The 21,299-nt window shown below is 45.8% G+C and carries 22 protein-coding genes and 1 tRNA gene; 15 read left to right on the top strand and 8 right to left on the bottom strand.

The features are described 5' to 3' along the window. Positions 1 to 12 precede the first annotated feature (12 nt). Positions 13 to 843 (bottom strand): sulfurtransferase, encoded by an 831-nt coding sequence (locus ICN10_RS02775; RefSeq protein WP_216212333.1) that lies wholly within the window; start codon positions 841 to 843, stop codon positions 13 to 15. A 57-nt stretch (positions 844 to 900) separates the two neighbouring features. Next, entirely contained in the window at positions 901 to 2,007 is a 1,107-nt protein-coding gene (locus ICN10_RS02770; protein WP_216212330.1) for an SRPBCC family protein, read from the bottom strand. 162 nt (positions 2,008 to 2,169) lie between these two features. Here ICN10_RS02770 and xseB point away from each other — a divergent pair, with 162 nt between their 5' ends. The 4 genes from xseB to folE2 are packed head-to-tail and all read left to right on the top strand — an operon-like array spanning position 2,170 to position 6,104. Continuing rightward, the gene (gene xseB / locus ICN10_RS02765; RefSeq protein ID WP_216212327.1) at positions 2,170 to 2,403 is read left to right on the top strand and encodes an exodeoxyribonuclease VII small subunit; all 234 of its coding nucleotides are present in this window, start codon (positions 2,170 to 2,172) and stop codon (positions 2,401 to 2,403) included. Next, positions 2,403 to 3,305: a polyprenyl synthetase family protein gene (locus ICN10_RS02760; protein WP_216212324.1), complete on the top strand. Its 903-nt coding sequence runs from the start codon at positions 2,403 to 2,405 to the stop codon at positions 3,303 to 3,305. The genes xseB and ICN10_RS02760 overlap by 1 nt, the downstream gene beginning before the upstream one ends. Before the next feature lie 44 nt (positions 3,306 to 3,349). Then, entirely contained in the window at positions 3,350 to 5,251 is a 1,902-nt protein-coding gene (gene dxs / locus ICN10_RS02755) for a 1-deoxy-D-xylulose-5-phosphate synthase (RefSeq protein ID WP_216212320.1), read from the top strand. Between the two features lie 25 nt (positions 5,252 to 5,276). Beyond that, positions 5,277 to 6,104 (top strand): GTP cyclohydrolase FolE2, encoded by an 828-nt coding sequence (gene folE2, locus ICN10_RS02750; protein ID WP_068320757.1) that lies wholly within the window; start codon positions 5,277 to 5,279, stop codon positions 6,102 to 6,104. 37 nt (positions 6,105 to 6,141) lie between these two features. Here the strand turns inward: folE2 and tsaD are convergent, their stop codons facing one another. Continuing rightward, complete coding sequence (gene tsaD / locus ICN10_RS02745; RefSeq protein WP_216212318.1) at positions 6,142 to 7,215, bottom strand: tRNA (adenosine(37)-N6)-threonylcarbamoyltransferase complex transferase subunit TsaD; 1,074 nt, start codon at positions 7,213 to 7,215, stop codon at positions 6,142 to 6,144. 77 nt (positions 7,216 to 7,292) lie between these two features. On the opposite strand from tsaD, the gene rpsU reads away from it, so the two are divergent. The 5 genes from rpsU (at position 7,293) to ICN10_RS02715 (ending at position 12,968) form a co-directional block, all read left to right on the top strand. Further along, entirely contained in the window at positions 7,293 to 7,505 is a 213-nt protein-coding gene (gene rpsU, locus ICN10_RS02740; protein ID WP_011903537.1) for a 30S ribosomal protein S21, read from the top strand. A gap of 110 nt (positions 7,506 to 7,615) precedes the next feature. Then, positions 7,616 to 8,062: a GatB/YqeY domain-containing protein gene (locus ICN10_RS02735; RefSeq protein WP_216212315.1), complete on the top strand. Its 447-nt coding sequence runs from the start codon at positions 7,616 to 7,618 to the stop codon at positions 8,060 to 8,062. 36 nt (positions 8,063 to 8,098) lie between these two features. Then, on the top strand, positions 8,099 to 10,066 hold the full coding sequence (gene dnaG / locus ICN10_RS02730; protein ID WP_255536788.1) for a DNA primase: 1,968 nt from the start codon (positions 8,099 to 8,101) through the stop codon (positions 10,064 to 10,066). A 233-nt stretch (positions 10,067 to 10,299) separates the two neighbouring features. Further along, positions 10,300 to 12,879 (top strand): RNA polymerase sigma factor RpoD, encoded by a 2,580-nt coding sequence (gene rpoD / locus ICN10_RS02720; protein ID WP_216212308.1) that lies wholly within the window; start codon positions 10,300 to 10,302, stop codon positions 12,877 to 12,879. Between the two features lie 12 nt (positions 12,880 to 12,891). Then, a tRNA-Ile gene (locus ICN10_RS02715) sits at positions 12,892 to 12,968 on the top strand. Between the two features lie 52 nt (positions 12,969 to 13,020). Here the strand turns inward: ICN10_RS02715 and ICN10_RS02710 are convergent. After that, positions 13,021 to 13,593, bottom strand: coding sequence for a histidine phosphatase family protein (locus tag ICN10_RS02710; RefSeq protein ID WP_216212306.1), 573 nt, complete (start codon positions 13,591 to 13,593; stop codon positions 13,021 to 13,023). Between the two features lie 103 nt (positions 13,594 to 13,696). Then, positions 13,697 to 14,098 carry a dihydroneopterin aldolase gene (locus ICN10_RS02705; protein ID WP_216861044.1) on the bottom strand — a complete coding sequence of 134 codons (402 nt, stop codon included), beginning with the start codon at positions 14,096 to 14,098 and terminating at the stop codon, positions 13,697 to 13,699. 53 nt (positions 14,099 to 14,151) lie between these two features. Between ICN10_RS02705 and ICN10_RS02700 the strand changes: the two genes are divergently transcribed. Then, positions 14,152 to 14,325: a hypothetical protein gene (locus ICN10_RS02700; protein ID WP_216212301.1), complete on the top strand. Its 174-nt coding sequence runs from the start codon at positions 14,152 to 14,154 to the stop codon at positions 14,323 to 14,325. A 33-nt stretch (positions 14,326 to 14,358) separates the two neighbouring features. Here ICN10_RS02700 and ICN10_RS02695 read toward each other — a convergent pair whose 3' ends face one another. Both ICN10_RS02695 and ICN10_RS02690 read right to left on the bottom strand, forming a co-directional pair. Further along, entirely contained in the window at positions 14,359 to 15,219 is an 861-nt protein-coding gene (locus tag ICN10_RS02695) for an oxygenase MpaB family protein (protein WP_216212300.1), read from the bottom strand. 4 nt (positions 15,220 to 15,223) lie between these two features. After that, the gene (locus ICN10_RS02690; protein WP_216212297.1) at positions 15,224 to 15,868 is read right to left on the bottom strand and encodes an LON peptidase substrate-binding domain-containing protein; all 645 of its coding nucleotides are present in this window, start codon (positions 15,866 to 15,868) and stop codon (positions 15,224 to 15,226) included. A 135-nt stretch (positions 15,869 to 16,003) separates the two neighbouring features. Between ICN10_RS02690 and ICN10_RS02685 the strand changes: the two genes are divergently transcribed. The 5 genes from ICN10_RS02685 (at position 16,004) to ICN10_RS02665 (ending at position 20,462) form a co-directional block, all read left to right on the top strand. Beyond that, positions 16,004 to 16,150, top strand: a complete 147-nt coding sequence (locus ICN10_RS02685; RefSeq protein ID WP_161484718.1) for a hypothetical protein — start codon at positions 16,004 to 16,006, stop codon at positions 16,148 to 16,150. A 25-nt stretch (positions 16,151 to 16,175) separates the two neighbouring features. Further along, a complete protein-coding gene (locus tag ICN10_RS02680) occupies positions 16,176 to 16,604 on the top strand; it encodes a DUF2244 domain-containing protein (protein WP_216212295.1) in 429 nt (142 codons plus the stop codon). A gap of 572 nt (positions 16,605 to 17,176) precedes the next feature. Next, complete coding sequence (locus ICN10_RS02675) at positions 17,177 to 17,746, top strand: Rrf2 family transcriptional regulator (protein WP_216212292.1); 570 nt, start codon at positions 17,177 to 17,179, stop codon at positions 17,744 to 17,746. 53 nt (positions 17,747 to 17,799) lie between these two features. Then, on the top strand, positions 17,800 to 19,194 hold the full coding sequence (locus ICN10_RS02670) for a 3'-5' exonuclease family protein (RefSeq protein ID WP_216212288.1): 1,395 nt from the start codon (positions 17,800 to 17,802) through the stop codon (positions 19,192 to 19,194). A gap of 8 nt (positions 19,195 to 19,202) precedes the next feature. Next, on the top strand, positions 19,203 to 20,462 hold the full coding sequence (locus ICN10_RS02665; RefSeq protein WP_216212285.1) for a DASH family cryptochrome: 1,260 nt from the start codon (positions 19,203 to 19,205) through the stop codon (positions 20,460 to 20,462). A gap of 27 nt (positions 20,463 to 20,489) precedes the next feature. Here the strand turns inward: ICN10_RS02665 and ICN10_RS02660 are convergent, their stop codons facing one another. Then, positions 20,490 to 21,185: an SDR family NAD(P)-dependent oxidoreductase gene (locus ICN10_RS02660; RefSeq protein ID WP_216212283.1), complete on the bottom strand. Its 696-nt coding sequence runs from the start codon at positions 21,183 to 21,185 to the stop codon at positions 20,490 to 20,492. Between the last annotated feature and the right edge of the window lie 114 nt (positions 21,186 to 21,299).

Genomic DNA, 21,299 nt, shown 5'->3' with positions numbered 1-21,299 from the left:
TCAAAAATACGCTTAGAGCTCAACTGGCCTCTTGGGGTTAGCACACCATTCGCTCCAGCTGCCTGCATATAGGCGTGATCCTTTAAATCCCGCTAGTTCCATTGCCAGAAGATTGTGGCAAGCAGTCACGCCGGATCCACATTGGTGAATCACTTCAGAAGCTTTTGTTGTGCCAAGACTTTCTGAAAACTCCTTAAATAATTGTTCTGGAGTTTTAAAAGCGGTGGCATTGAGGTTGTTTTTAAAGAAGCGATTCATCGCCCCTGGGATATGCCCACCTACAGGATCTAGTGTTTCGTTCTGACCGCGGAAGCGATCTTCACCTCTTGCGTCAATAATTTTGTTTTTCTTAGTCTCCAGATTGGCAACAACCTCATCGACTAAAACGAGCCCTGCATAGGGCATGGGTGCAATAGGTTGATTGCAAGGGGTTGGTGCTCTGGGTATCGATCCCATAGGGCCATTCCAGGCGTCTAAGCCACCATCCAAGACGCGAACATTAGCGTGACCGGTTGCTTTCAGCATCCACCATAGGCGGCTAGCGTATACGGAGCCTTGCTTGTCATAGGCAACTACTAATGTGTTTGGGCTGATGCCCAGACGGGCTTTTGTTTTGGCCCAAGCTTCTGGGCTTGGAAGAGGGTGGCGACCGTTGGCACCAGTTTTACTGCCAGATAGATCTTTATCCAAATCGACATAAATCGCGCCGGGGATATGGCTTTCTTCGTAGGATTTTCTGCCAATCAAAGGATCAACTAAATCAAAACGGCAATCACAGAGTAAGACATTCTCGCCACTGTTAATGATTTCTTCTAACTGGTTAGCTGAGATCAGAGGAGTCATGATGCTTCCTATCTTTAGTGATGAGATTGTTGGGTAAAACGATAAAACTTTATCTAATTATGCGCCTTCAAAGTTCATGACGCGGCGATACCATTCGTGAAAATGTTGCATGCCATCTTCCATTGGACTTTGATATGGGCCTACCTCATTAACACCGCGAGCTAAAAGAGCTGCGCGTCCTTGATCCATACGCTCTGCGATTTCATCATCTTCGATGCATGTTTCCATGTAGGCAGCACGTTCTGCTTCAACAAACTCGCGCTCAAAAAGAGCAATTTCTTCAGGATAGTAAAACTCAACAATGTTGCGAGTTTTGCCTGGCCCCATTGGATGGAGTGTCGACACGCAGAGGACTCCTGGATACCACTCCACCATCACATTAGGGTAGTAGGTGAGCCAGATGGCACCGTGGCGCGGGGCTTTGCCGTCAAATTGACGCAGAACTGCTTCGTGCCAATTGCGATAGGTTGGTGAACCTGGTGTCTGTAGATCTTTATGAATACCAACTGTTTGTACGCTATGCCAATCGCCAAATTCCCAATGCAGATCTTCACAAGAAACAAACTTGCCTAGGCCTGGATGAAATGGCACAACGTGATAGTCCTCGAGATACACCTCGATGAATGTTTTCCAGTTGTAATTGCACTCATGTACTTCAACATGATCTAAAACATAACCATCAAACTTGAGATCGTCTGCTACACCGAGTTTTGCAAGGTCAGTGCGCACATCGCGTGGACCTTCAAACAACAAGCCTTGCCAATTTTGCAAAGGGGATTTGCCAAGATTCAAACAAGGCTTATCTTCAAAGTGTGGGGCGCCTAATAGATTGCCACCTAAATCATAGGTCCAGCGATGCAATGGACACACAATATTGTCTGCTTTGCCGCGACCATTGAGCATGAGTGCTTGGCGATGACGGCAAACATTAGAAAGGAGTTCAACACCAGATTCATTGCGAACGAGGATGCGACCTTCGTTTTCTGCGCTTAAAGTTTGATAGGTGCCAACTTCAGGCACCATGAGTTCGTGGCCAACATAGCCAGGACCCTGCTTAAAAAGCAGTTCAATTTCCCGCTGATACAAGTCAGCGTCAAAATATGCCGAAACCGGCAGTTGTAGATTGGACGGCGCAAGCTGCTGCGCGGTAGCCAGATTAGTCATTCTCCCCACCCCCGAAAACGTCAGCCGAAGCTAAGCGGAATAACCAATCCAACCATCGACGGATCGATATTGGAAAGGAAGGGGTGGATTATACCCATCCAAAGGGCTTCTCGCTTTAATATGTAGGGCTATCCGTGTGGGAAATACGAAGGAAATAAGCTTATGGCAACCAAGAAGTCTGAGAGTTCAAAATCCGGTCTAGAGGTTCAAATTGACCCAGATTTGCGCTATGAACAAGCCGTTAAGGAATTGGAAAAGCTCATTTCTGACATGGAATCCGGAAAATTTTCTCTAGAAGAAACTCTGCTGGCCTATCAACGTGGTGCAGCTTTGTTAAAACACTGTCAGGGCATGTTGGCTCAAGTTGAGCAGCAAGTTCGCGTATTCGAGGCTTAATGAATACTGTTTTTCAATTCCAAGAGTGGGTTGGTTCGCAATCCAAGCGAACTGAGTTGGCCTTAGATCGCTTGCTTGATTCTGCTCAAACCATTCCTCATCGTTTGCATGAGGCAATGCGTTATGCGGCGCAGGGTGGCGGCAAGCGTATACGACCACTGCTGGTTTATGCGGCAGGTCAACTCGGCAATCAGTCGGATGTAGCGCAGACCGAGTCTTTGGATGCAGCGGCTGTTGCGATTGAATGTATTCATGCTTACTCCTTGGTGCATGATGATTTGCCTTGTATGGATGACGATGATTTGCGTCGTGGTCGTCCAACAGTGCACAAAGCGTTTGATGAGGCAACTGCTCTATTGGTTGGAGATGCATTACAAACCCGCGCTTTTGAAATTCTGGCTAATGCCAACTGCGATGCACAGATAAAAATTAAAATGATTGCTGCTTTAGCGGCTGCCTCGGGATCGCGCGGCATGGCTGGTGGCCAGGCAATTGATTTAGAGAGTGTTGGTAAAAAGCTAGATCTTCCAGGTTTAAAGCAAATGCATGCCATGAAGACAGGTGCCTTGTTGTCATGTGCAGTGGAATTGGGGGGTATTTGTGCATACTTAAGCCCCGCGCAAATGGCTCATCTCGCAAGCTATGCAAAAGCCCTCGGGTTGGCATTTCAGATTGTGGATGATGTGTTGGATGCCACCGCAGATAGTCAAACATTGGGCAAGACTGCCGGCAAGGACGCTGCTGCCAATAAGCCTACCTATGTGACCTTGATGGGTTTAGACTATGCGCAGAAGCAGGCTAAAGAGCTACAAGAGGTAGCGATCGCCAGCTTAGATAGTTTTGGCGCATCAGCGCAGGCATTAAAAGATTTGGCCCTCTTGGTTGTCAATCGCGGCAAATAAGAGAGCAGCAAAAGAAATACATTGGTACGGATTACTTAGATTCAATGACTTTACATTCCATTAACTCACCTGACGATCTCAAAAAACTCTCGCGCGAAGAGCTTCCTGCTTTGGCGGATGAGTTGCGCGAGTTTGTATTGGATTCTGTTTCTAAAACGGGTGGGCATCTATCCTCCAATTTGGGAACGGTAGAGTTATCAATCGCTTTGCATTACGTCTTTGATACGCCTGAAGATCGTATTGTCTGGGATGTAGGTCATCAAAGTTATCCACACAAGATTTTGACGGGCCGCCGTGAGCGTATGAATACCTTGCGTCAGTACAAAGGCCTTTCTGGATTCCCGCATCGCGCTGAAAGTGAGTTTGATGCATTTGGTACCGGACACTCATCCACCAGTATCTCGGCAGCGATGGGCATGGCTCGTGCATTTCAAACTAAAGGCGAGCGACATGTTGCTGTAGCTGTGATTGGCGATAGCGCGATGACTGGCGGCATGGCATTTGAAGCGATGAACAATGCTGGTGTGTATGACGACTTACCGCTCGTGGTGATTTTGAACGACAACGATATGTCGATCTCTCCAGCAGTGGGCGCGCTCAATCGCCACCTAGCTAGATTACTGAGTGGCAATATTTATTCGGCAACTAAAAAAGGTATTGATAGCGTTTTATCTATTGCACCACCTTTGCGTGAATTCGCTAAACGCCTTGAGGATCATGCCAAAGGCATGGTGTCTCCATCGACGATCTTTCAAGAGTTTGGCTTCAATTACTTTGGTCCGATTGACGGTCATGATTTAGATGCCTTGATTCCAATGCTGCAGAACGTGCGTCGTTTGGCGCTTGAAGGGCGTGGCCCACAGTTCCTGCATGTAGTGACTAAAAAAGGTCAGGGTTACGAGTTAGCTGAAGCGGACCCAGTGCTATATCACGGCCCAAGCAAATTCAATCCGCAAGAGGGTGTTAAAAAACCTGCCGCTAGCAAGAAAACCTTCACACAAGTATTCGGTGAATGGTTATGCGATATGGCACACGCTGACCCATTGTTAGTTGGTATTACTCCAGCGATGCGCGAAGGCTCTGGCTTAGTTGAATTTGAAAAGAATTTTCCCAAGCGTTATTACGATGTTGGTATTGCTGAGCAGCATGCGGTGACTTTTGCGGCCGGTATGGCTTGCGAAGGCATGAAGCCGGTGGTGGCAATTTATTCCACTTTCCTGCAGCGCGCATATGATCAACTTATTCACGATGTCGCATTGCAAGATTTGCCAGTACTGTTTGCGCTGGATCGCGCAGGCTTGGTAGGCGCCGATGGCGCCACCCATGCTGGTGCATACGACATCCCATTCTTGCGTTGCATTCCTAATATGTTGGTTTTGACCCCTGCAGATGAAGCGGAATGCCGTGATTTGTTAACCACTGCATTTCATCAGCCGCATCCAAGTGCAGTTCGCTACCCACGTGGTGCAGGTGTTGGCACAGTGCCTTCAAAAGAATTGCGCACCTTGCCATTAGGTAAGGGTGAGATTCGTCGCAAATCGACTGCTCCATCCGGTCAGCGTGTAGCGATCTTGGCGTTTGGTACTTTGCTTTACTCTGCGCTTGAAGTTGCTGAAGGTATTAATGCCACTGTTGCCAATATGCGTTTTGTGAAACCGCTGGACGTGGATTTGATTCAATCCCTGGCTGCTGATCACGATTATTTTGTGACCATTGAAGACGGTGCGATTGCTGGTGGTGCTGGCAGCGCTTGTTTGGAAGCACTATCAAATCTCGGAATAAATAAGCCCCTCTTGCAATTAGGTCTTCCCGACGAATTTATTGAGCATGGCGACTACGGCTTGCTAATGACCAAGTGCGGCCTAGATGTAGAGGGTATTGCCAACTCCATCAAACAACGTTTTCCAGCGATATTGACCCAAAATTCTGTGCTTGTAGGCAAATAAGCCTGTTTTGCCTGAAAATAGAGCCATGAATGACATGAACCCCGCTTTTTTGAAGCCTAGCGCAATGCCTGATGTGCAATCCACTTTGGATGAGCGCGCTTTGCCAATTGAGCAGGTGGGAATTCGTGGCGTGCGTCATCCGCTGACGATTCGTAGCAAGACCGGTAACTTTCCATCTGTTGGTACTTTTGAAATGGATGTTGCTTTGCCTGCGCATGTGAAGGGCACACATATGTCGCGCTTCATGGCTTTGTTGCAAAAACAAGATATAGCAGTTGATAGCACTTCAGTAGTGGCGATGGTTCGTGAGATGTTGCCGTTGCTTGATGCCAAAGAAGGGCATGTGCAATTTACATACACCCACTTTGTAAAAAAAGCAGCGCCAGTATCTGGCGTCGAAAGCTTGATGGATTACGAAGTGACCTGGATGGCTACAGCTAAACAAAATGCCAATGGCAATGCGGATGTGGAATTAGGTTTGCGTGCGCAAGTTCCAGTCATGAGCTTGTGCCCTTGTTCAAAAGAGATTTCTGATTTTGGTGCCCATAATCAGCGTTCACATGTGACGATGTCTGTAGTGCTCGACACTGAAACAAAAATGACGGTAGAGGATTTAGTCACCGCGGCAGAGAGTGAAGCATCTAGTGAATTGTGGGGTTTGCTAAAGCGCCCTGACGAGAAGTGGGTAACAGAGCGTTCTTACAGCAACCCTAAATTCGTAGAAGACTTAGTACGTGATGTGGCTGGCAACCTCAAGGCAGATCAGCGTATCCAGTCGTTTGTAGTTGAGGCAGAGAACTTTGAGTCTATCCACAATCACAGTGCATTTGCCCGTATCAGCCATCAGAAATAAGTGGTCACGCAGTAAGTTAAATACTCAAATACTGTTCTTAAATTAAGTTATTACTTTGCAAATCCCAACGGGGTTTGATATCAAAGGCTCCAGATGTTGTGGAGCCATTATTTTTGGCTAGCATTCGTAGTGCTCCAGCAAATGCAATCATCACACCGTTATCAGTACATAGCTCTAGTGGTGGGTAGTGCACTTCAAAACCATTTCGCGCAGCTTTTTCATTTAATGCGCTACGCAGTTGCAAATTGGCGCCGACTCCACCAGCAAGCACTAGATGTTTGCAGCCTGTTTGCTTGAGTGCTTTTTCAGATTTACTCACCAGTACTGCAACAATTGCGTCGACAAAAGATCTAGCAAGATCTGCATGAAACTGCGCCACTTCAGATGTGTCGACAATCTTTTTATCCTCAAACTTTTTCACTTGATTGAGAACGGCAGTTTTTAGTCCTGAAAAAGAAAAATCTAAATCACCTGAATGCAACATCGGTTTTGGTAAGTCAAAAATACCGGAGCGTCCTTGCTCAGCTAATTTAGAAATTGCAGCGCCACCTGGATAGTCGAGTCCGAGTAATTTGGCGGTCTTATCAAAGGCTTCGCCTGCTGCGTCATCTAAGGTTTCACCCAGAAGCTCATATTGCCCAATGCCCGAGACTTTCATGAGTTGGGTATGTCCGCCAGATACCAGAAGGGCAATAAACGGAAATTGAGGGGCTGTTTGACCCAAAAGCGGGGAAAGCAGGTGTCCCTCGAGGTGATGAACCCCAATTGAGGGCAAATTCAGCCCTTGAGCAAGGGATTTGGCAAATGCACTGCCAACCAGGAGGGCGCCAGCCAGTCCTGGGCCTTGGGTGAAGGCCACGGCATCAATATCGGTCAATTTGAGCCCAGATTGGGCTAAAGATTGGTCTAAAAGGGGTAAAACACGGCGAATATGGTCTCGGGAGGCTAATTCCGGGACAACGCCCCCATAGTCCCGGTGCATGGCGATCTGAGAGTGCAAACCCTGACCCAGTATGCCCTGGAAGGCCGGTTTACCCTCTTCCCAAGGAGTGGTGTTGTATAAAGCCACCCCGGTCTCGTCACAAGAAGTTTCTATTCCTAAAACAATCATTTTTTCGCTTGGTCGTGCTAGAATCGCAATTCAGTTAATTTTTCGATATTTTTCGAGCATATACGAGTTAAACAAGTATGACTACAGTCCGCCTCCGCGAAAACGAACCATTTGAAGTGGCATTGCGCCGTTTCAAGCGCACCATTGAAAAGAATGGCCTTTTGACAGACTTGCGTGCACGCGAGTTCTACGAGAAGCCAACGGCTGAGCGTAAGCGTAAGAAGGCTGCAGCTGCTAAGCGCCATTACAAGCGCATTCGCAGCCAAATGTTGCCAAAGAAGCTTTACTAATAGAATTTAAAAGCTCTCTTCACCGAGAAGCTTTGAAACCCGCTGACGGTGAAACGCAGCGGGTTTTTGCTTTTTAATCGCTAGATACATTCAACATCAGGAATAAAGCCATGAGTCTAAAAGATCAAATTACTGAAGATATGAAAAACGCTATGCGCGCAAAAGAAACTGAGCGCTTAGGAACTATTCGTCTCTTGTTGGCGGCGATTAAGCAACGCGAAGTTGATGAGCGCATCGTAGTGGATGATGCCGGTGTGATTGCTACTGTTGAAAAAATGATTAAGCAACGCAAAGACTCTATCTCTCAATTTGAAAAAGCTGGACGCGATGATTTGGTTGCGATTGAAGCAGCCGAGATGGTGATCTTGCAAACGTACCTGCCAGCGCAGTTATCTGATGCTGAAGTGGAGGCTGCAGTAGCGGCTGCTGTTGCTTCTACTGGCGCTGCTGGTCCACAGGATATGGGCAAGGTGATTGGCGTTCTGAAAGGCCAATTGGCTGGTAAAGCAGATATGGGCAAAGTTTCTGGTTTGGTAAAAGCCGCACTCGCCAAGTAAGTATCCAAATAAGCGAAACAGTTTCATACTCGCCTTATGGCACTCATCCCACAATCCTTTATTGCCGATCTATTAAATCGGGTAGACATCGTTGATGTGGTTGGTCAGCACGTAAAGCTAAAAAAAGCGGGCGCGAACTTTCAGGGTTTGTGCCCCTTTCATTCTGAGAAGTCTCCTTCGTTTTCAGTATCACCCACCAAACAGTTTTATCACTGCTTTGGTTGTGGCGCGCACGGATCTGCCATTAGCTTTTTAATGGAGTATTCCGGTCTTGGTTATGTGGATGCCATTGAAGACTTGGCACGCTCTGCTGGTTTAGACGTGCCTCGAGAAGAGCGCACTGCAAATGATGTCGCGCGCCAGCAGCAAGCTATGGCACTGAGTGAGGTAATGAGTTCTGCGGCGGATTGGTATCGCCAGCAACTCAAGGGCAACACCCGAGCTGTCGAATACCTCAAAGGTCGTGGTCTTACTGGTGAGATCGCCAAGCGCTATGCCTTGGGTTATGCACCTGATGGCTGGCAGGGCCTAGAAGCGGTCTTTGGAACTTATTCCAATGATGAGGTTGCCAAGACATTATTAGAGGGCGGTCTACTCATTCAGGGCGAGCAGTCTGAAGGCGCAAATGTAAAGCGATATGACCGTTTCCGCGATCGCATCATGTTCCCAATTCGCAATCCTAAAGGTCAAACGATTGGCTTTGGTGGGCGCATCTTGGATCAGGGCGAGCCTAAATATTTAAATTCTCCAGAGACGCCGCTCTTTTCTAAGGGCAATACGCTCTATGGTTTGTTTGAAGCAAGACAAGCGATTCGTTCACAAGAATATGTTCTCGTCTGCGAAGGTTATATGGATGTCGTGGCATTAGCGCAATTGGGATTTCCAAATGCGGTTGCTACTTTAGGTACCGCGTGCACTGCAAACCACGTTCGTATGCTGCTCCGTCAAACCGATAAGGTGGTGTTCTCATTTGATGGCGACTCTGCTGGACAGCGTGCTGCACAGCGCGCGCTGGAAGCATGCTTGCCTCTCATGTCGGACGATAAAGAAATTCGTTTCTTATTTTTACCGACTGAGCATGATCCGGATAGTTATGTACGTGCTTATGGCGCACCGGCATTTGAAAAAGTCATCAAAGAGGCAATGTCTATTTCTAGCTTCTTCTTCAAGGTTGTTAGCGAGGGGCATGAGCAAACTACACCTGAAGGCAGAGCCCATACGCATCATGCTGCTAAACCCCTTCTGCTTTCCATGCCGCCAATTGCACTGCGCACACAAATCTTGCGTGAGTTAGCTATTCGCACAAATACCACTCCAGCCGAGCTTGAAGCATTTTGTGGTTTAACAGTGGCGCCTGCACCTGTGCGTCAAACTACTTATCAGCCGATGCAAGTCAGAACTCCAGGTGCTCAAGGCAATCAAAATAATCAGAATTCGTTTTCAGGCAATGGCAATCGTCAAGGCGCACCTTGGCAAGCATCCAAAGGTTCTGCAAAGCGCGTTGCTAGTCAAAACATTGAACCACCTAAAGCACCAACCGATTTGGCGGAGCAGATGTTGCGAGTCATCATTCAGTTTCCGCATTTAGGAAAGGCGCTAGATGAGAATAAGCGAGCGCTTGCATTGAAAGCTGCGGAACAAAGATCTGAAAAAGCCCATGCTTTGATGAAAGATCTTTTAGCGCAGTGTGACTTGGTTGAGTTGATTCCAGGCGAAGCTAATAAACCGGCTACCGCAGGTGCTGGAGCATTCGCAATGTTCCAAGATCAGCTGTCTCGAAGCGAGCTGGCTCCTTTGTATGAAGTCCTCAGAAATCGTGTGATGGGCTCTGATTTGGAGCTTGATGGTGCTGCCGCCGACCTGGATGGGGCATTCAAAAAACTTGAATTAACCCACCTCAAGCAAGAAATGACGGAAATTGCCCAAAAGATCGCTGGAAGCACTGCCACCGAGCAGGACCGGGCTCGATATCGGGAATTGGGTGAAAAGCTGAAATTCTCCTAAGAATTTCTGAAAACACCCCTAGAAATCCCCTGAAATTACCCCATATTTTTAGGTAAGAAGGGGGTCAAAAAGTCGCAATCGACTATAATCCTCTGTTCCCAAGAAAAAACCGATTTAATTCAGCCACTTGCGCTTTATTTTGATGAAATTTGGGGTAAGTGGGTAAGTGAGTAACGCGGGGCTGTGTTTCATCAGTCGATATCAACAACAGTAATGTGAGTAAGTGCTAATAAATGCCTAATACCAAGACCAAAAAACCAGCTCCAAAAGCAAAAACACCTGCTAAGCCAGTAAAGGCTGCTACAAAACCTGCTGCTAAAGCAAAGGCGCCAGCTAAACCAGCTCCAAAAGCAAAAACACCTGCTAAGCCAGTAAAAACCGCTGCTAAACCAGCCGCAAAACCTGCAGCTAAAGCAAAGGCTCCAGCTAAACCAGCTCCAAAAGTAAAAGCTCCAGCTAAGCCAGTAAAAGCTGCTGCAAAACCAGCTCCAAAAGCAAAAACACCTGCTAAGCCAGTAAAAGCAGTTGTTAAGGCGCCAGCCAAACCAGTTAAGGCTGTTGCAAAAGCACCAGCTAAACCAGTAAAGGCTGCAGCAAAACCAGTTGTAAAAGCTCCCGCGAAATCTGCCAAAGCAGAAGTCAAGGTTGAACCAGTTAAAAAAGGTAAAGCTGTAGCAGCACCTAAGGCTGAGCCAGTTAAAGAAACAAAGGCAGCAAAAGAAACCAAAGATGCAAAAGAAGTCAAAGGCAAAAAAGCTAAGACTGCAGAACTAGAGGCGCCTGTAGTTGTTGAGGAAGAGAAGAAGCGCGGTCGCAAAGCGAAAGCAGATGCACCTGCTGAAGCTGCTGAACCAGTATTAACGGATCGCCAAAAAGCGCGTGAGCGTAAGGCGAAAGAGAAGGCGCTCTTAAAAGAATTTGCAGCACAACAGTTAGGAACTGAAGAACAACAAGAGTTGCGCCGTGCTCGCTTGAAGACTTTGATCAAGATGGGTATGTCCAAGGGTTACTTAACCCATGGCGAGATGAATGACGTGATGTCTGACGAGTTGTCCGATGCGGATGCATTGGAAACTTTGATCAGCTTGCTCAATGACATCGGCATTACTGTTTACGAACAAGCCCCTGATGCAGAAACATTAATCCTTTCTGACAATACAGCTGCCGCAGCTTCTGAAGAAGAAGCTGAAGAAGAGGCTGAGGCTGCTTTATCTACTGTTGATTCAGAATTCGGACGCACTACTGATCCAGTACGTATGTATATGCGTGAAATGGGTACGGTTGACTTGCTGACTCGCGAAGGCGAGATCGTGATTGCGAAGAAGATCGAAGCTGGTCTCAAAGACATGGTGATGGCTTTGGCTGCTTGCCCTGTAACGATTGCCGAGATTCTGAGCAACGTTGACAAGATCGCTAGTGGCGAGATGGAGATCGACCAGTTTGTGGATGGTTTGGTTGATCCAAATGCAGAAGATATTAAGCTCGGACCTGAAGAGCCAGAGGTCGATCCGGACGCTGAAGAAGGTGAAGAAGGCGGCGAAGAAGATGAAGGCGGCGGTGGCGGTGGCGGTGCTGCAACAGCAAACGCTAAGCAATTGGAAGAATTAAAGCAAATCTCTTTAGAGAAGTTTGCAATCGTTCGTACACAAGCTGACAAGATGCGCCGTGCATTTGATAAAGATGGTTACAACTGCCCAGCATACGTGAAGGCGCAAGATGCAATTCGTGCTGAATTGCTTGGTTTCCGCTTAACAGCGAAAAGTGTTGAGAAGTTATGCGACACCATGCGCTCACAAGTAGACCAGGTATGGAAGCTTGAGCGCGGTATTGTGAGTTTGTTGGTGGACAAAGTAGGTGTTAATCGTGGTGAAGTATTAAAAGACTTCCCTAAGATGTCTATGAATTTGACTTGGACTGAGAAGTTGCTCAAAGAGAACAAGCCATACAGTGCACTCTTGCAACGTAACGTTCCAGCTATTCAAGAGCTACAACAGAAGTTGATCGATATTCAGAAGAATGTCGTTATTCCGTTGCCAGAATTAAAAGAAGTTAACAAGCAAATGATCGCTGGCGAGAAGCGTGCCCGCGAAGCAAAACGTGAGATGACTGTAGCTAACTTACGTTTGGTAATCTCGATTGCTAAGAAATACACCAACCGTGGCTTGCAGTTCTTGGATTTGATTCAAGAAGGCAACATCGGTTTGATGAAGGCGGTAGATAAGTTTGAATACCGTCGTGGTTATAAGTTCTCTACTTATGCAACATGGTGGATTCGTCAGGCGATTACTCGCTCTATTGCTGACCAAGCACGTACGATCCGTATCCCAGTTCACATGATTGAGACGATCAACAAGATGAACCGTATCAGCCGTCAAATTTTGCAAGAGACTGGTCATGAACCAGATGCTGCAACCTTGGCGCTGAAGATGGAGATTCCTGAAGACAAGATCCGTAAGATCATGAAGATTGCTAAAGAGCCTATCTCTATGGAGACACCAATTGGTGACGATGAAGATTCTCATTTGGGTGATTTCATTGAAGACGGCAATACCTTGGCTCCAGCTGAAGCGGCATTGCATGACTCTATGCGCGATGTTGTGAAAGATGTTCTGGATTCATTGACACCACGCGAAGCAAAAGTATTGCGTATGCGCTTTGGTGTTGAGATGAGTACTGATCACACTCTTGAAGAGGTTGGCAAACAGTTTGACGTTACTCGTGAGCGTATCCGTCAAATTGAAGCTAAGGCCCTCCGCAAAATGCGTCATCCGAGCCGTAGCGACAAACTCAAGACCTTCCTCGAAGAAGATTGATCCAAGACTAACGGGCCCATAGCTCAGTTGGTTAGAGCAGAGGACTCATAATCCTTTGGTCCCAGGTTCAAGTCCTGGTGGGCCCACCAGAAGTAAAAAAACCACCTTCGGGTGGTTTTCTTTTATACGCAAAGAAAAGCGTTAAAAACTTGGGCTTGGATAGATTTGTTGGGAGAGGAACTTACCATTCTTATCTACTTTAGCTAGAACCATCTCTCCAACGTTAACTACTTTCCCAGTGAAGGCTTGGATATTCACATGATGTGTGACCAAGATGATGGGCATCTTGGGATTTTCAGTTAGCTGAGCTTGAATAAGTTTTTCTAGGTTTCGGGTTTGCTCTTTTTCCATGCTCATATCGTCAAAGAAGGAGCCGAGAGCGGGGGCGATGTTAACTTGTCCCTTGTTCAGTAGTTTTGCAGTTTCAATACAGCGACACCAGGGGCTGCTCAACACTTTTGCAGAAGTAATCCCTTGATTGCTCAACCACTGGCCTATCAGTATTGCCTGCCTCTTGCCTCGATCACCCAGGTTTCTTTGGGTAGAGCATTTATCTAGTTGATAGCCCACAGGATCTCCATAGCCAGGTGCATCAGCATGGCGCATCAGCAAAACATGCTGTCCATCGCTAAGGCTACTTGCAAGGTTTGCGCTTACTGGCATGGCGACGATAGCAAGTAATGTACTTATAAAGAAGGAACGGATAATTTTCATGATATTTACTTTAAAGAGAATCGCTTAAGATGATGGGCATATGAAATTGATTCGAAAAATTAGAGAGCTTTATGATGAAATTCTCAGTTTCATACGAGCCAATTTACGATAGTAAGTTTTTATCCCTCATGTTGCTGAGAGCGGCGTTATCTATCGAGAGCCGAACGCCTAGTGAGCCCGATCCTGCACTAACAGGCAGTTTTCTGAGGCCAATTTCAAGAGACTCAATTTCGGGGTACTTAGAGCAGGCCTGAACGATCCTAGTCATGAGTCTTTCTTGGGTTTCATAATGACCATCGCCTGCTAATCGATCAATCTCAATGACTAAAGGGTCATAGTCAAATACATTTTCCATGGCATCTTCCGCGATAAGGACCAGTTTTGGGTCTATCCAAAGAGTTAATTCGAGAAGATGCTGTTTTGGAACAATAGCTCCCGGGCCATAGGTCCCGATTTGCGTTTGCAACTTAAGATCTTTTAATTCAATGCAGGCATTAGTTGTCATAATGTTCTCAAGATATTCTTTTATTGGCGTAAATCGGAAAGAAGGTTGCAATTATGAAAGCCCCAGATAAGCGTTGCTGTGGATCAGGAGTTTGCATCATCAATGATGCTGGAGAGTGTTGGTGCGGCCAGGTTTGGGATGGTGAAAAAATGTCGGCACCGAGTTTGAATCTGCAAGTAAAAGATAAGAACCAAGAGCCCAATCCTGATAAGCCCAAGTCCGAGTAGTGGCCTAAGGTTAATGCAGTCTTTTCTAAAAAGTTAACCATAAATTCTGCGCATAGAGTGGGCAGCCACTCCATCCTTTAGGGCTTCACGCACAGGGTATGCGATGAGATCGATACTCTTCTGAACTGCAAGGCGCTCTAAATAAGTGGGCGTTGGTCTTTTGATGATCGGGTACACCCAGTCAGGAAGATTCAGAAACCCTGCACGACTAATGAGTTTGATAAAGGGTTTGGCGGTCAGATTACTTGGGAAGTGATCAAGTAAATCAATAATGCTCTTAGCTCGGTCGCCAAAATAGAGCTCTGGTACGTAGGCTTTAATGGCGCCCTCAGTCTCCGCATAAGTATTTGGAATGCCGGTAGCGCCCATTCTTTCGCCAAGAGATTTCATTTCTAAAAAATATTGGTCTTTTTCTTTTGGACTTAATTTTTCTTTACGATAAACCTCAAAAGAACTCATGAAACTGCGCGTTTCTGTGAGATGCACCCAAGCTAGTAAATGTGGATCGGTGGCTGAGTATGGTTTGCCAAATTCATCGAGGCCAGTAATTTTGGTATGAATCTGATTAACCTTATGAATAATGTTATCTACCATATCGGTAGGACCGTATGTAGTAGCTGCAATAAAAAATGCTGTTCTACCAAGGCGACCCTTTAAGTCTTCTCTGAAAGAGGAGTGATCCCAAACTCCGGCTAAGGCTTGTGGGTGCAGTGCTTGCATAATCAATGAGCTGATGCCGCCAATCATCATAGAAATAAAGTCTGCATGCACCTTCCAGGCTATTGATTCAGGACCAAATAAACCGCGATCACCCTTGGGGACCAAGAACGCTACTGGTGGGCCGCTACCGCCCACCATTTCTCGAATCGTTTTCCGAATCAGCTCATCCAGCATGGGCTTAGTGCATCTTCAGATTTCTTAAATCATCATCCTCAATGATTTCAGTAATGAGATCGAGTCTAATCCGTGGATTGGTTTGGGCTAAGAGGTGATTTTTCTGCGCAAGAGAGATTGGCAAGAGTTCGGCAAGGCGATTGGAGACCCAGCCGCAATCATCGGTCTTAAATGGTTTTTTGAAAGGTGCGTCACCTAACAAGTCTTCACTTTGAATGACGGAAATAATCTCATTGAGCAATTTAGCGACACCCTGATGTTCTTGAGGAATAGGCATGAGTGGATCTTTATCTAGCAGCTCCACTTCACCAACCCAAAGACCATTGTTTTGTTGAGTGCTATTTAGTAACTTAAAGCGCTGTGTACCGCATGATTTAGTCATGTACAGGGCGGGCTGCACGGGATCAAAGTCTTCGATCAACGCTAGGGTCCCAATGCTGGCAAAAGTAGGAGGTTGGCTGTCATTGTCGTTATTGGCATTTTTGATGATGCTAACCACGCCAAACTCTGTCTTCTCGCGCAAGCATTGTTTAATCATGTCCAGATAGCGAGCTTCAAAAATTTTGAGGGCGATAACGCCATCCGGGAAAAGTACTGTACCGAGAGGGAATAATGGGATTTTTCGTGGGGTGGAGTTAGATTCAGTCATGTAATCAATGTAATGGATTTGAATACTTTTTGCTGATGGCTACCGAACCTCTGAAATCCCCTCATGTTTGTATCCACGGCCAGCAATAAACGCAATTTCCGTTTACATTAGACGTTCAATTCTTGGAGATCCAAAATGGTACAAAAACTACGCATCAAGCTTGCCCGCTGGATATTAGGGAAGCATTGCCCGTGCTATCAAATGGGTTACCACAGCATGGTCGACTTTCAGCAAAGAAGTGCTGACCAGTTGGCAAAAGCACAAGAGCGAAAAAACAAGTAACTCATCTCTTGCAATTGGACTTGGTATGAAGATTTGGCAAATGCGAAGAAACTGTGCGCTGACTCCAAAGCAGCTGCTGCAGTTTTATATCGCTTTGGTATGCCTCTCCTTTGTAGTCGCAATCGGCTTTCTTCTGGCGGGAGTTTGGGTTATTCCGATTTTTACGATTGTTGAAATTGGTGCGGTAACGATCGGATTTTTGATTTATTGCCGGCATGCACTTGATAGCGAAACTATTGAGATCGATGGCAAACGCCTGATTGTTAAAAAATTTATTGGCTACAAAGAAAAGGTTTATGAATTCAACACTCAGTGGGCAAAAATAGAAGCTCCTCTTGAAGATGCAAAAACCTTCTTTATTAGCCAATCAAACTTACGTGTGGAGATCGGTCAATTCATCAGGCAAGAACAGCAGTTGCCGCTCATTGCCGCAGTAAGGCGCCACCTAGGTTGATCGTGGTTTGCTAAGGCGCCACGCCATTAATCCACTGCAAATTATCTGAGTGATTACCAGGGCAAAGGTCAGCCCATTCAAAATCGCAAAATAACTAGCAAACGGAGAGAGTGCTACCGGCATGCCATCCAGTAGTGCGGTCTCTCGCAAGTAATCCATACGGGGTATCAGTAGAAAGCTGCTGATTGTGGTAACTAAGATCAGCAAAAGAGCGGGAATACGAATTACCCTGAGGCCATGCTGCCCTCTTTTGATAAGAACATTGGCAAGGCTTAAGGTTATAAAAGTGCAGCCTAATAAGTAATAAGACAAATGCTGTATCAGTATGTGCGCTAGCATGCCTGCTGCTTGCGCATCACCAATGAACAAATAGGCGCTTAAGCAGCTAAAAAATTGCGCAATGCTTGCTCCAAACAATAGGTGGGAGATGAATCGCAAAAATCGATTAGCAAATTGGTATTGGTCTTTAGTGCTTTCAACCATGGGACAAATAGGGTTAAGAAGTGCGCTGCAGCAAAAAGTTGGAATCAGTCTGATACTAGACCCAATCTAACATCTTTGCTAAGTTCAACATGGACCTCACTAAAGCAGCAAAAGCGGCTCTAAATACTCTGGTAGACATAGCCAGCCATTCAGTTAATGGCCAACCAGTGCCTGTTCCTGAGCTTGCAAAAAGGCAAAAACTATCAATTAGCCGTATTGAACTTTTATTGCGACCCTTAAGGGAGTCGGGGTTTGTAAAGGGCACCAAGGGCCGAAGAGGCGGATATGTACTTTCTCAAGATCCTGGCTTGATTACGATAAAAGATATCGTGCTTGCCATGAATCTAATTAAAAAGCGTAAGGTAGAGTTATCCGATATTGCCAAAGAGCTTTACCAATCCTTAGAGGCCTACATGCTTGGTTGTATGGCCAACGTCACCTTGGCATCTACCATCAAAGATTATGTGCCCAGCTTTAGTGATATAAAAAAAGCACCTGAGAGAACTGTTTATGCTCCTCTTGATTCTAAGAAAGAAAAAAGACAAAAGGGTGAGGTTCAAAAAGTGGTGAAGGCGCAGTTTAAAAAAGTGGAAGAGGTCCCGCGTGGGCCTAATTCTGTATTTGACTTTGCAAACTTTCTGGATCGCAGCCCAAGTTAAAGCTTGGGTTGAAGGGGGCCTAGTACCCTCTCATTGCCTGATTCTCTAATGTTATGAATAAGCAATCGATCGACTATCCAACACTTGCTTTTGTTGATATCGAGACAACAGGTTCGAATTTTGACAGAGATCGCATTACAGAAATAGGCATTAAAACGCTTTCTAATAACGGAGTTGCTGTCTGGGAGAGCTTAATCAACCCCCATGTCTATATTCCGCAAAATATTCAAAGACTCACTGGTATCTCCCCACAAATGGTGTCTGACAAACCTGGCTTTGAAGAAATAGCCAGAGACCTAAAGGCAGAGCTCGAAGGTAAGATATTTGTTGCCCACAATGCGCGCTTTGATTATGGATTTATTAAGGCCTCTTTTAAAAGAATAGGCTTGGATTTCAAGCCCAAGGTCCTATGTACCGTCAAACTCTCAAGACTCCTATTTCCTAACCAAGCTCGTCACAACCTAGATACCATCATTCGTGAGCATGGTTTGACTGTCAGTGCTAGACATAGGGCGCTTGGCGACGCAGACTTACTTTTTCAGTTTTGGCAAATTTGTGAGAGAGCAGTTGGTAAGGAGCGTTTGCTGGAGGCTCTGAATCAGTTAGTGGGAAATGCAAGTCTGCCACCGAATATCGATCAGGAATTAATTGACTCAATACCTGATGCGCCTGGGTGTTATATCTTTTATGGAGAAAATAGAACCCCTTTATATATTGGCAAGAGTATTTCCCTGCGAAGTAGAGTGATGGGGCACTTTCAAGGCTCGTTAACGCAGCGCAAGGAAATGAAATTATCTTTGCAGGTAAGAGATATTGACTGGATTGAAACTAGTGGAGAGCTAGGAGCTTTAATCTTGGAGTCTAAGCTTATTAAAGAGCGCATGCCCAGTATGAATATAAAGCTTCGTCGATCAAGAGATCTTTGCGCATGGAGCCTTGATAAAGATGCCAATGGGGCGCTAAAGCCAACGCTTGTGAACCACAAAGATCTCATGCCTGGTCTTCAAGACAATCTTTTTGGTTTGTTTTACAACAAAAGAGAGGCCAACTCCTATCTAAAGGCGATTGCAAAAAAATACCGCTTATGCGAAGTATTGCTGGGGCTTGAAAAAGCGGTTGATGGAAAAGCCTGCTTTGGATATCAAGTAAAGCAATGCGGTGGCGCATGCATTGGCATCATGCCTACCGAAATGCATAATCTGCAATTAAGGACGGCAATGGAGTTGTATAGGGTGCAGGTTTGGCCTTACAAGGGCCCAATAGCCATCAAAGACAACGGAGAAATGATTGTTTTGGATAAATGGTGCTACTTGGGTACCGCTATCAATGAGGATGAGTTGACTGAACTCAAAAGTGCTGGCGATGCTGAATTCGATCTTGATATTTATAAGATCGTTAAAAAAGCACTAGCCGGACAATATCAAAACCAAGTGATTCATCTTAGTTAAGAAGCGCCATGTCTACCATCGTCTATTGGTTTAGAAATGATCTTCGATTGGAAGATAACCCCGGCTTTAAGGAAGCATGCGCATCAGCCAAGCATCTTTTACCAATCTATATTCATCCAGATAGCAATGATGGTTTAACCAGCTGGGGATTTCCTCGACTTGCCAAGCACTCTAGAGAATTTTTACAGCAATCGTTAGATGAAATACGTCATCAATTAATTGCCAGGGGCTCTAATTTGCTAGAGCTCAGTGGTGAGCCATCAAAGGTTTTTCAATCACTAAGAGAGCAAGTGTCATTTGACTCTATATATTGCGAGCAAATCCAAGCTCCAGAGGAACTTGCAGAGGTAGATGTAATTAAGAATCTGGGTTTCAATATCAGGCAATTTTGGCAATCAAGCATGCTTGATCCCAAGGACTTGCCATTTGATTTGCAGGAGATGCCGGATGTATTTACTAAATTCCGACAGGAGGTTGAGCGTAGAAATCTTTCCTATGCAGAGCCGATTTCTGCTCCAGCTCACATTCCTCCATTGCCACTGATGAATATTCCGACTAATCCAAAGGAAGATTTATTACCCAAGCAAGTCGAATCTCTTTTTAATGGTGGAGAGCTGAGTGCTTTAGCCCATCTAGATCAGTACTTTGAGCGTCGCTTGCCAGATACCTACAAGCAAACTCGTAATCAATTAATCGGTATGGACTATTCCAGTAAGTTTTCTCCATGGTTGGCTTTTGGCAGTTGCTCGGCAAGAACAATCGTGCAGAAGCTAAAAAATTATGAGTCAACATACGGCGCTAATGACGGAACTTATTGGCTGTGGTTTGAATTATTGTGGAGAGACTATTTCCGTTTTCTGCACTTTAAGTATGGGAGCAAGCTTTATCGACCTCAAGGTTTGATTGATAAAGAGCTCAATAGTTTTAATGAAAAGAAATTTCAACAATGGAGTTCTGGTTCTACGGGAGATGACTTTATTGATGCTGGCATGCGCGAGCTCCAACAAACCGGATTTTTATCCAATCGTATGCGTCAAGTAGTGGCGAGCTACTGGATTTATGACATGAAAGGCGATTGGCGCGCTGGCGCTGCTTGGTTTGAATCTCAGTTGGTTGACTATGATGTGTATAGCAACCAGGGTAATTGGCTATACATAGCAGGGCGAGGCACAGATCCGCGCGGAGGGCGCCCATTTAATGTGAAGAAGCAAGCTCAGGATCATGATCCTGATGGCACTTATCGATCAAAGTGGTTAAATGCGCCCTAAAGTTTAAAGGGGGGGGCGTTTATTCCTTTACCAAGGCAGCTTTTCACCCGAATAAGTCAGAAAGCTTCCGGTGTCTTCTTTTTGAAGACGTTCAATCACATTAAACATCTCAGCTGCAGCTTGATCTGCAGGCCTGCCAATCTGCTCGCCACGAAATGGCTTTGAGAGTCTAGAATTCACAGTGCCGGGATGCATTGCGATTAATGCGGTATTCGGTTTTGTGCGTCCCCATTCGATCGATGTTGTCTTCACCAACATATTGAGTGCAGCCTTAGAGGCGCGATAGCTATACCAACCACCAAGACGGTTATCTTCAATGCTGCCTACTTTTGCTGACAGAGTCACCATGATGCTATTTTTGGGATCCAGTAATTTTGAAAAGTGACGAATCGTTAGTGCCGGACCAATCGCATTGACTGTCATGAGTTCCATGAGCTGTTCTGAATTGAGATCATCCAGTCTTTTTTCAGGCATCCACTTATTCGTATGCAAAACCCCGATGGTATTAATGATGAGTTGAAAAGGTGCCAACTGGGAAAGTGCGGCTGCACAGGATTCAATAGATTCCAGATTTTGATAATCAATTGGAAACTCAGAATGGCGATGAATGCCAACAACCTCTGTGCATGCGGGGTTAGCTTTTAAGAGATCCATGAAGGCAGAGCCTATGGTTCCAGAAGAGCCAATAACTAATGCACGAAAGGGGTTAGGAAGTAAGCTCATGTTGCTCTGTTGAGGAAATTCAATAAATGGGATGGATTGAAGAGACTTTAGCGCAGATCGCGTCTGAGCGTGCGCGGCAAAATTTTCTTTCAAGCAAACCCTTCATTTGCTTGC

It is taken from the genome of Polynucleobacter sp. 86C-FISCH (assembly GCF_018882415.1).
Classification (GTDB): domain Bacteria; phylum Pseudomonadota; class Gammaproteobacteria; order Burkholderiales; family Burkholderiaceae; genus Polynucleobacter.
Note: the sequence above shows the minus strand (reverse complement) of the source record. Positions and strands in the feature narration are given on the sequence as shown.

Excerpts from the sequence above, each read along its gene's own strand:
- ICN10_RS02775 (WP_216212333.1), bottom strand. The coding sequence starts at position 843 with ATGACTCCTCTGATCTCAGCTAACCAGTTAGAAGAAATCATTAACAGT.
- ICN10_RS02695 (WP_216212300.1), bottom strand. The coding sequence starts at position 15,219 with ATGCTGGATGAGCTGATTCGGAAAACGATTCGAGAAATGGTGGGCGGT.
- ICN10_RS02670 (WP_216212288.1), top strand. The coding sequence starts at position 17,800 with ATGAATAAGCAATCGATCGACTATCCAACACTTGCTTTTGTTGATATC.
- ICN10_RS02685 (WP_161484718.1), top strand. The coding sequence starts at position 16,004 with ATGGTACAAAAACTACGCATCAAGCTTGCCCGCTGGATATTAGGGAAG.
- ICN10_RS02705 (WP_216861044.1), bottom strand. The coding sequence starts at position 14,098 with ATGACAACTAATGCCTGCATTGAATTAAAAGATCTTAAGTTGCAAACG.
- dxs (WP_216212320.1), top strand. The coding sequence starts at position 3,350 with ATGACTTTACATTCCATTAACTCACCTGACGATCTCAAAAAACTCTCG.
- ICN10_RS02665 (WP_216212285.1), top strand. The coding sequence starts at position 19,203 with ATGTCTACCATCGTCTATTGGTTTAGAAATGATCTTCGATTGGAAGAT.
- dnaG (WP_255536788.1), top strand. The coding sequence starts at position 8,099 with ATGGCACTCATCCCACAATCCTTTATTGCCGATCTATTAAATCGGGTA.
- xseB (WP_216212327.1), top strand. The coding sequence starts at position 2,170 with ATGGCAACCAAGAAGTCTGAGAGTTCAAAATCCGGTCTAGAGGTTCAA.
- rpsU (WP_011903537.1), top strand. The coding sequence starts at position 7,293 with ATGACTACAGTCCGCCTCCGCGAAAACGAACCATTTGAAGTGGCATTG.
- ICN10_RS02760 (WP_216212324.1), top strand. The coding sequence starts at position 2,403 with ATGAATACTGTTTTTCAATTCCAAGAGTGGGTTGGTTCGCAATCCAAG.
- ICN10_RS02680 (WP_216212295.1), top strand. The coding sequence starts at position 16,176 with ATGAAGATTTGGCAAATGCGAAGAAACTGTGCGCTGACTCCAAAGCAG.
- ICN10_RS02735 (WP_216212315.1), top strand. The coding sequence starts at position 7,616 with ATGAGTCTAAAAGATCAAATTACTGAAGATATGAAAAACGCTATGCGC.
- tsaD (WP_216212318.1), bottom strand. The coding sequence starts at position 7,215 with ATGATTGTTTTAGGAATAGAAACTTCTTGTGACGAGACCGGGGTGGCT.
- rpoD (WP_216212308.1), top strand. The coding sequence starts at position 10,300 with ATGCCTAATACCAAGACCAAAAAACCAGCTCCAAAAGCAAAAACACCT.
- ICN10_RS02710 (WP_216212306.1), bottom strand. The coding sequence starts at position 13,593 with ATGAAAATTATCCGTTCCTTCTTTATAAGTACATTACTTGCTATCGTC.
- ICN10_RS02700 (WP_216212301.1), top strand. The coding sequence starts at position 14,152 with ATGAAAGCCCCAGATAAGCGTTGCTGTGGATCAGGAGTTTGCATCATC.
- ICN10_RS02690 (WP_216212297.1), bottom strand. The coding sequence starts at position 15,868 with ATGACTGAATCTAACTCCACCCCACGAAAAATCCCATTATTCCCTCTC.
- ICN10_RS02660 (WP_216212283.1), bottom strand. The coding sequence starts at position 21,185 with ATGAGCTTACTTCCTAACCCCTTTCGTGCATTAGTTATTGGCTCTTCT.
- ICN10_RS02770 (WP_216212330.1), bottom strand. The coding sequence starts at position 2,007 with ATGACTAATCTGGCTACCGCGCAGCAGCTTGCGCCGTCCAATCTACAA.
- folE2 (WP_068320757.1), top strand. The coding sequence starts at position 5,277 with ATGAATGACATGAACCCCGCTTTTTTGAAGCCTAGCGCAATGCCTGAT.
- ICN10_RS02675 (WP_216212292.1), top strand. The coding sequence starts at position 17,177 with ATGGACCTCACTAAAGCAGCAAAAGCGGCTCTAAATACTCTGGTAGAC.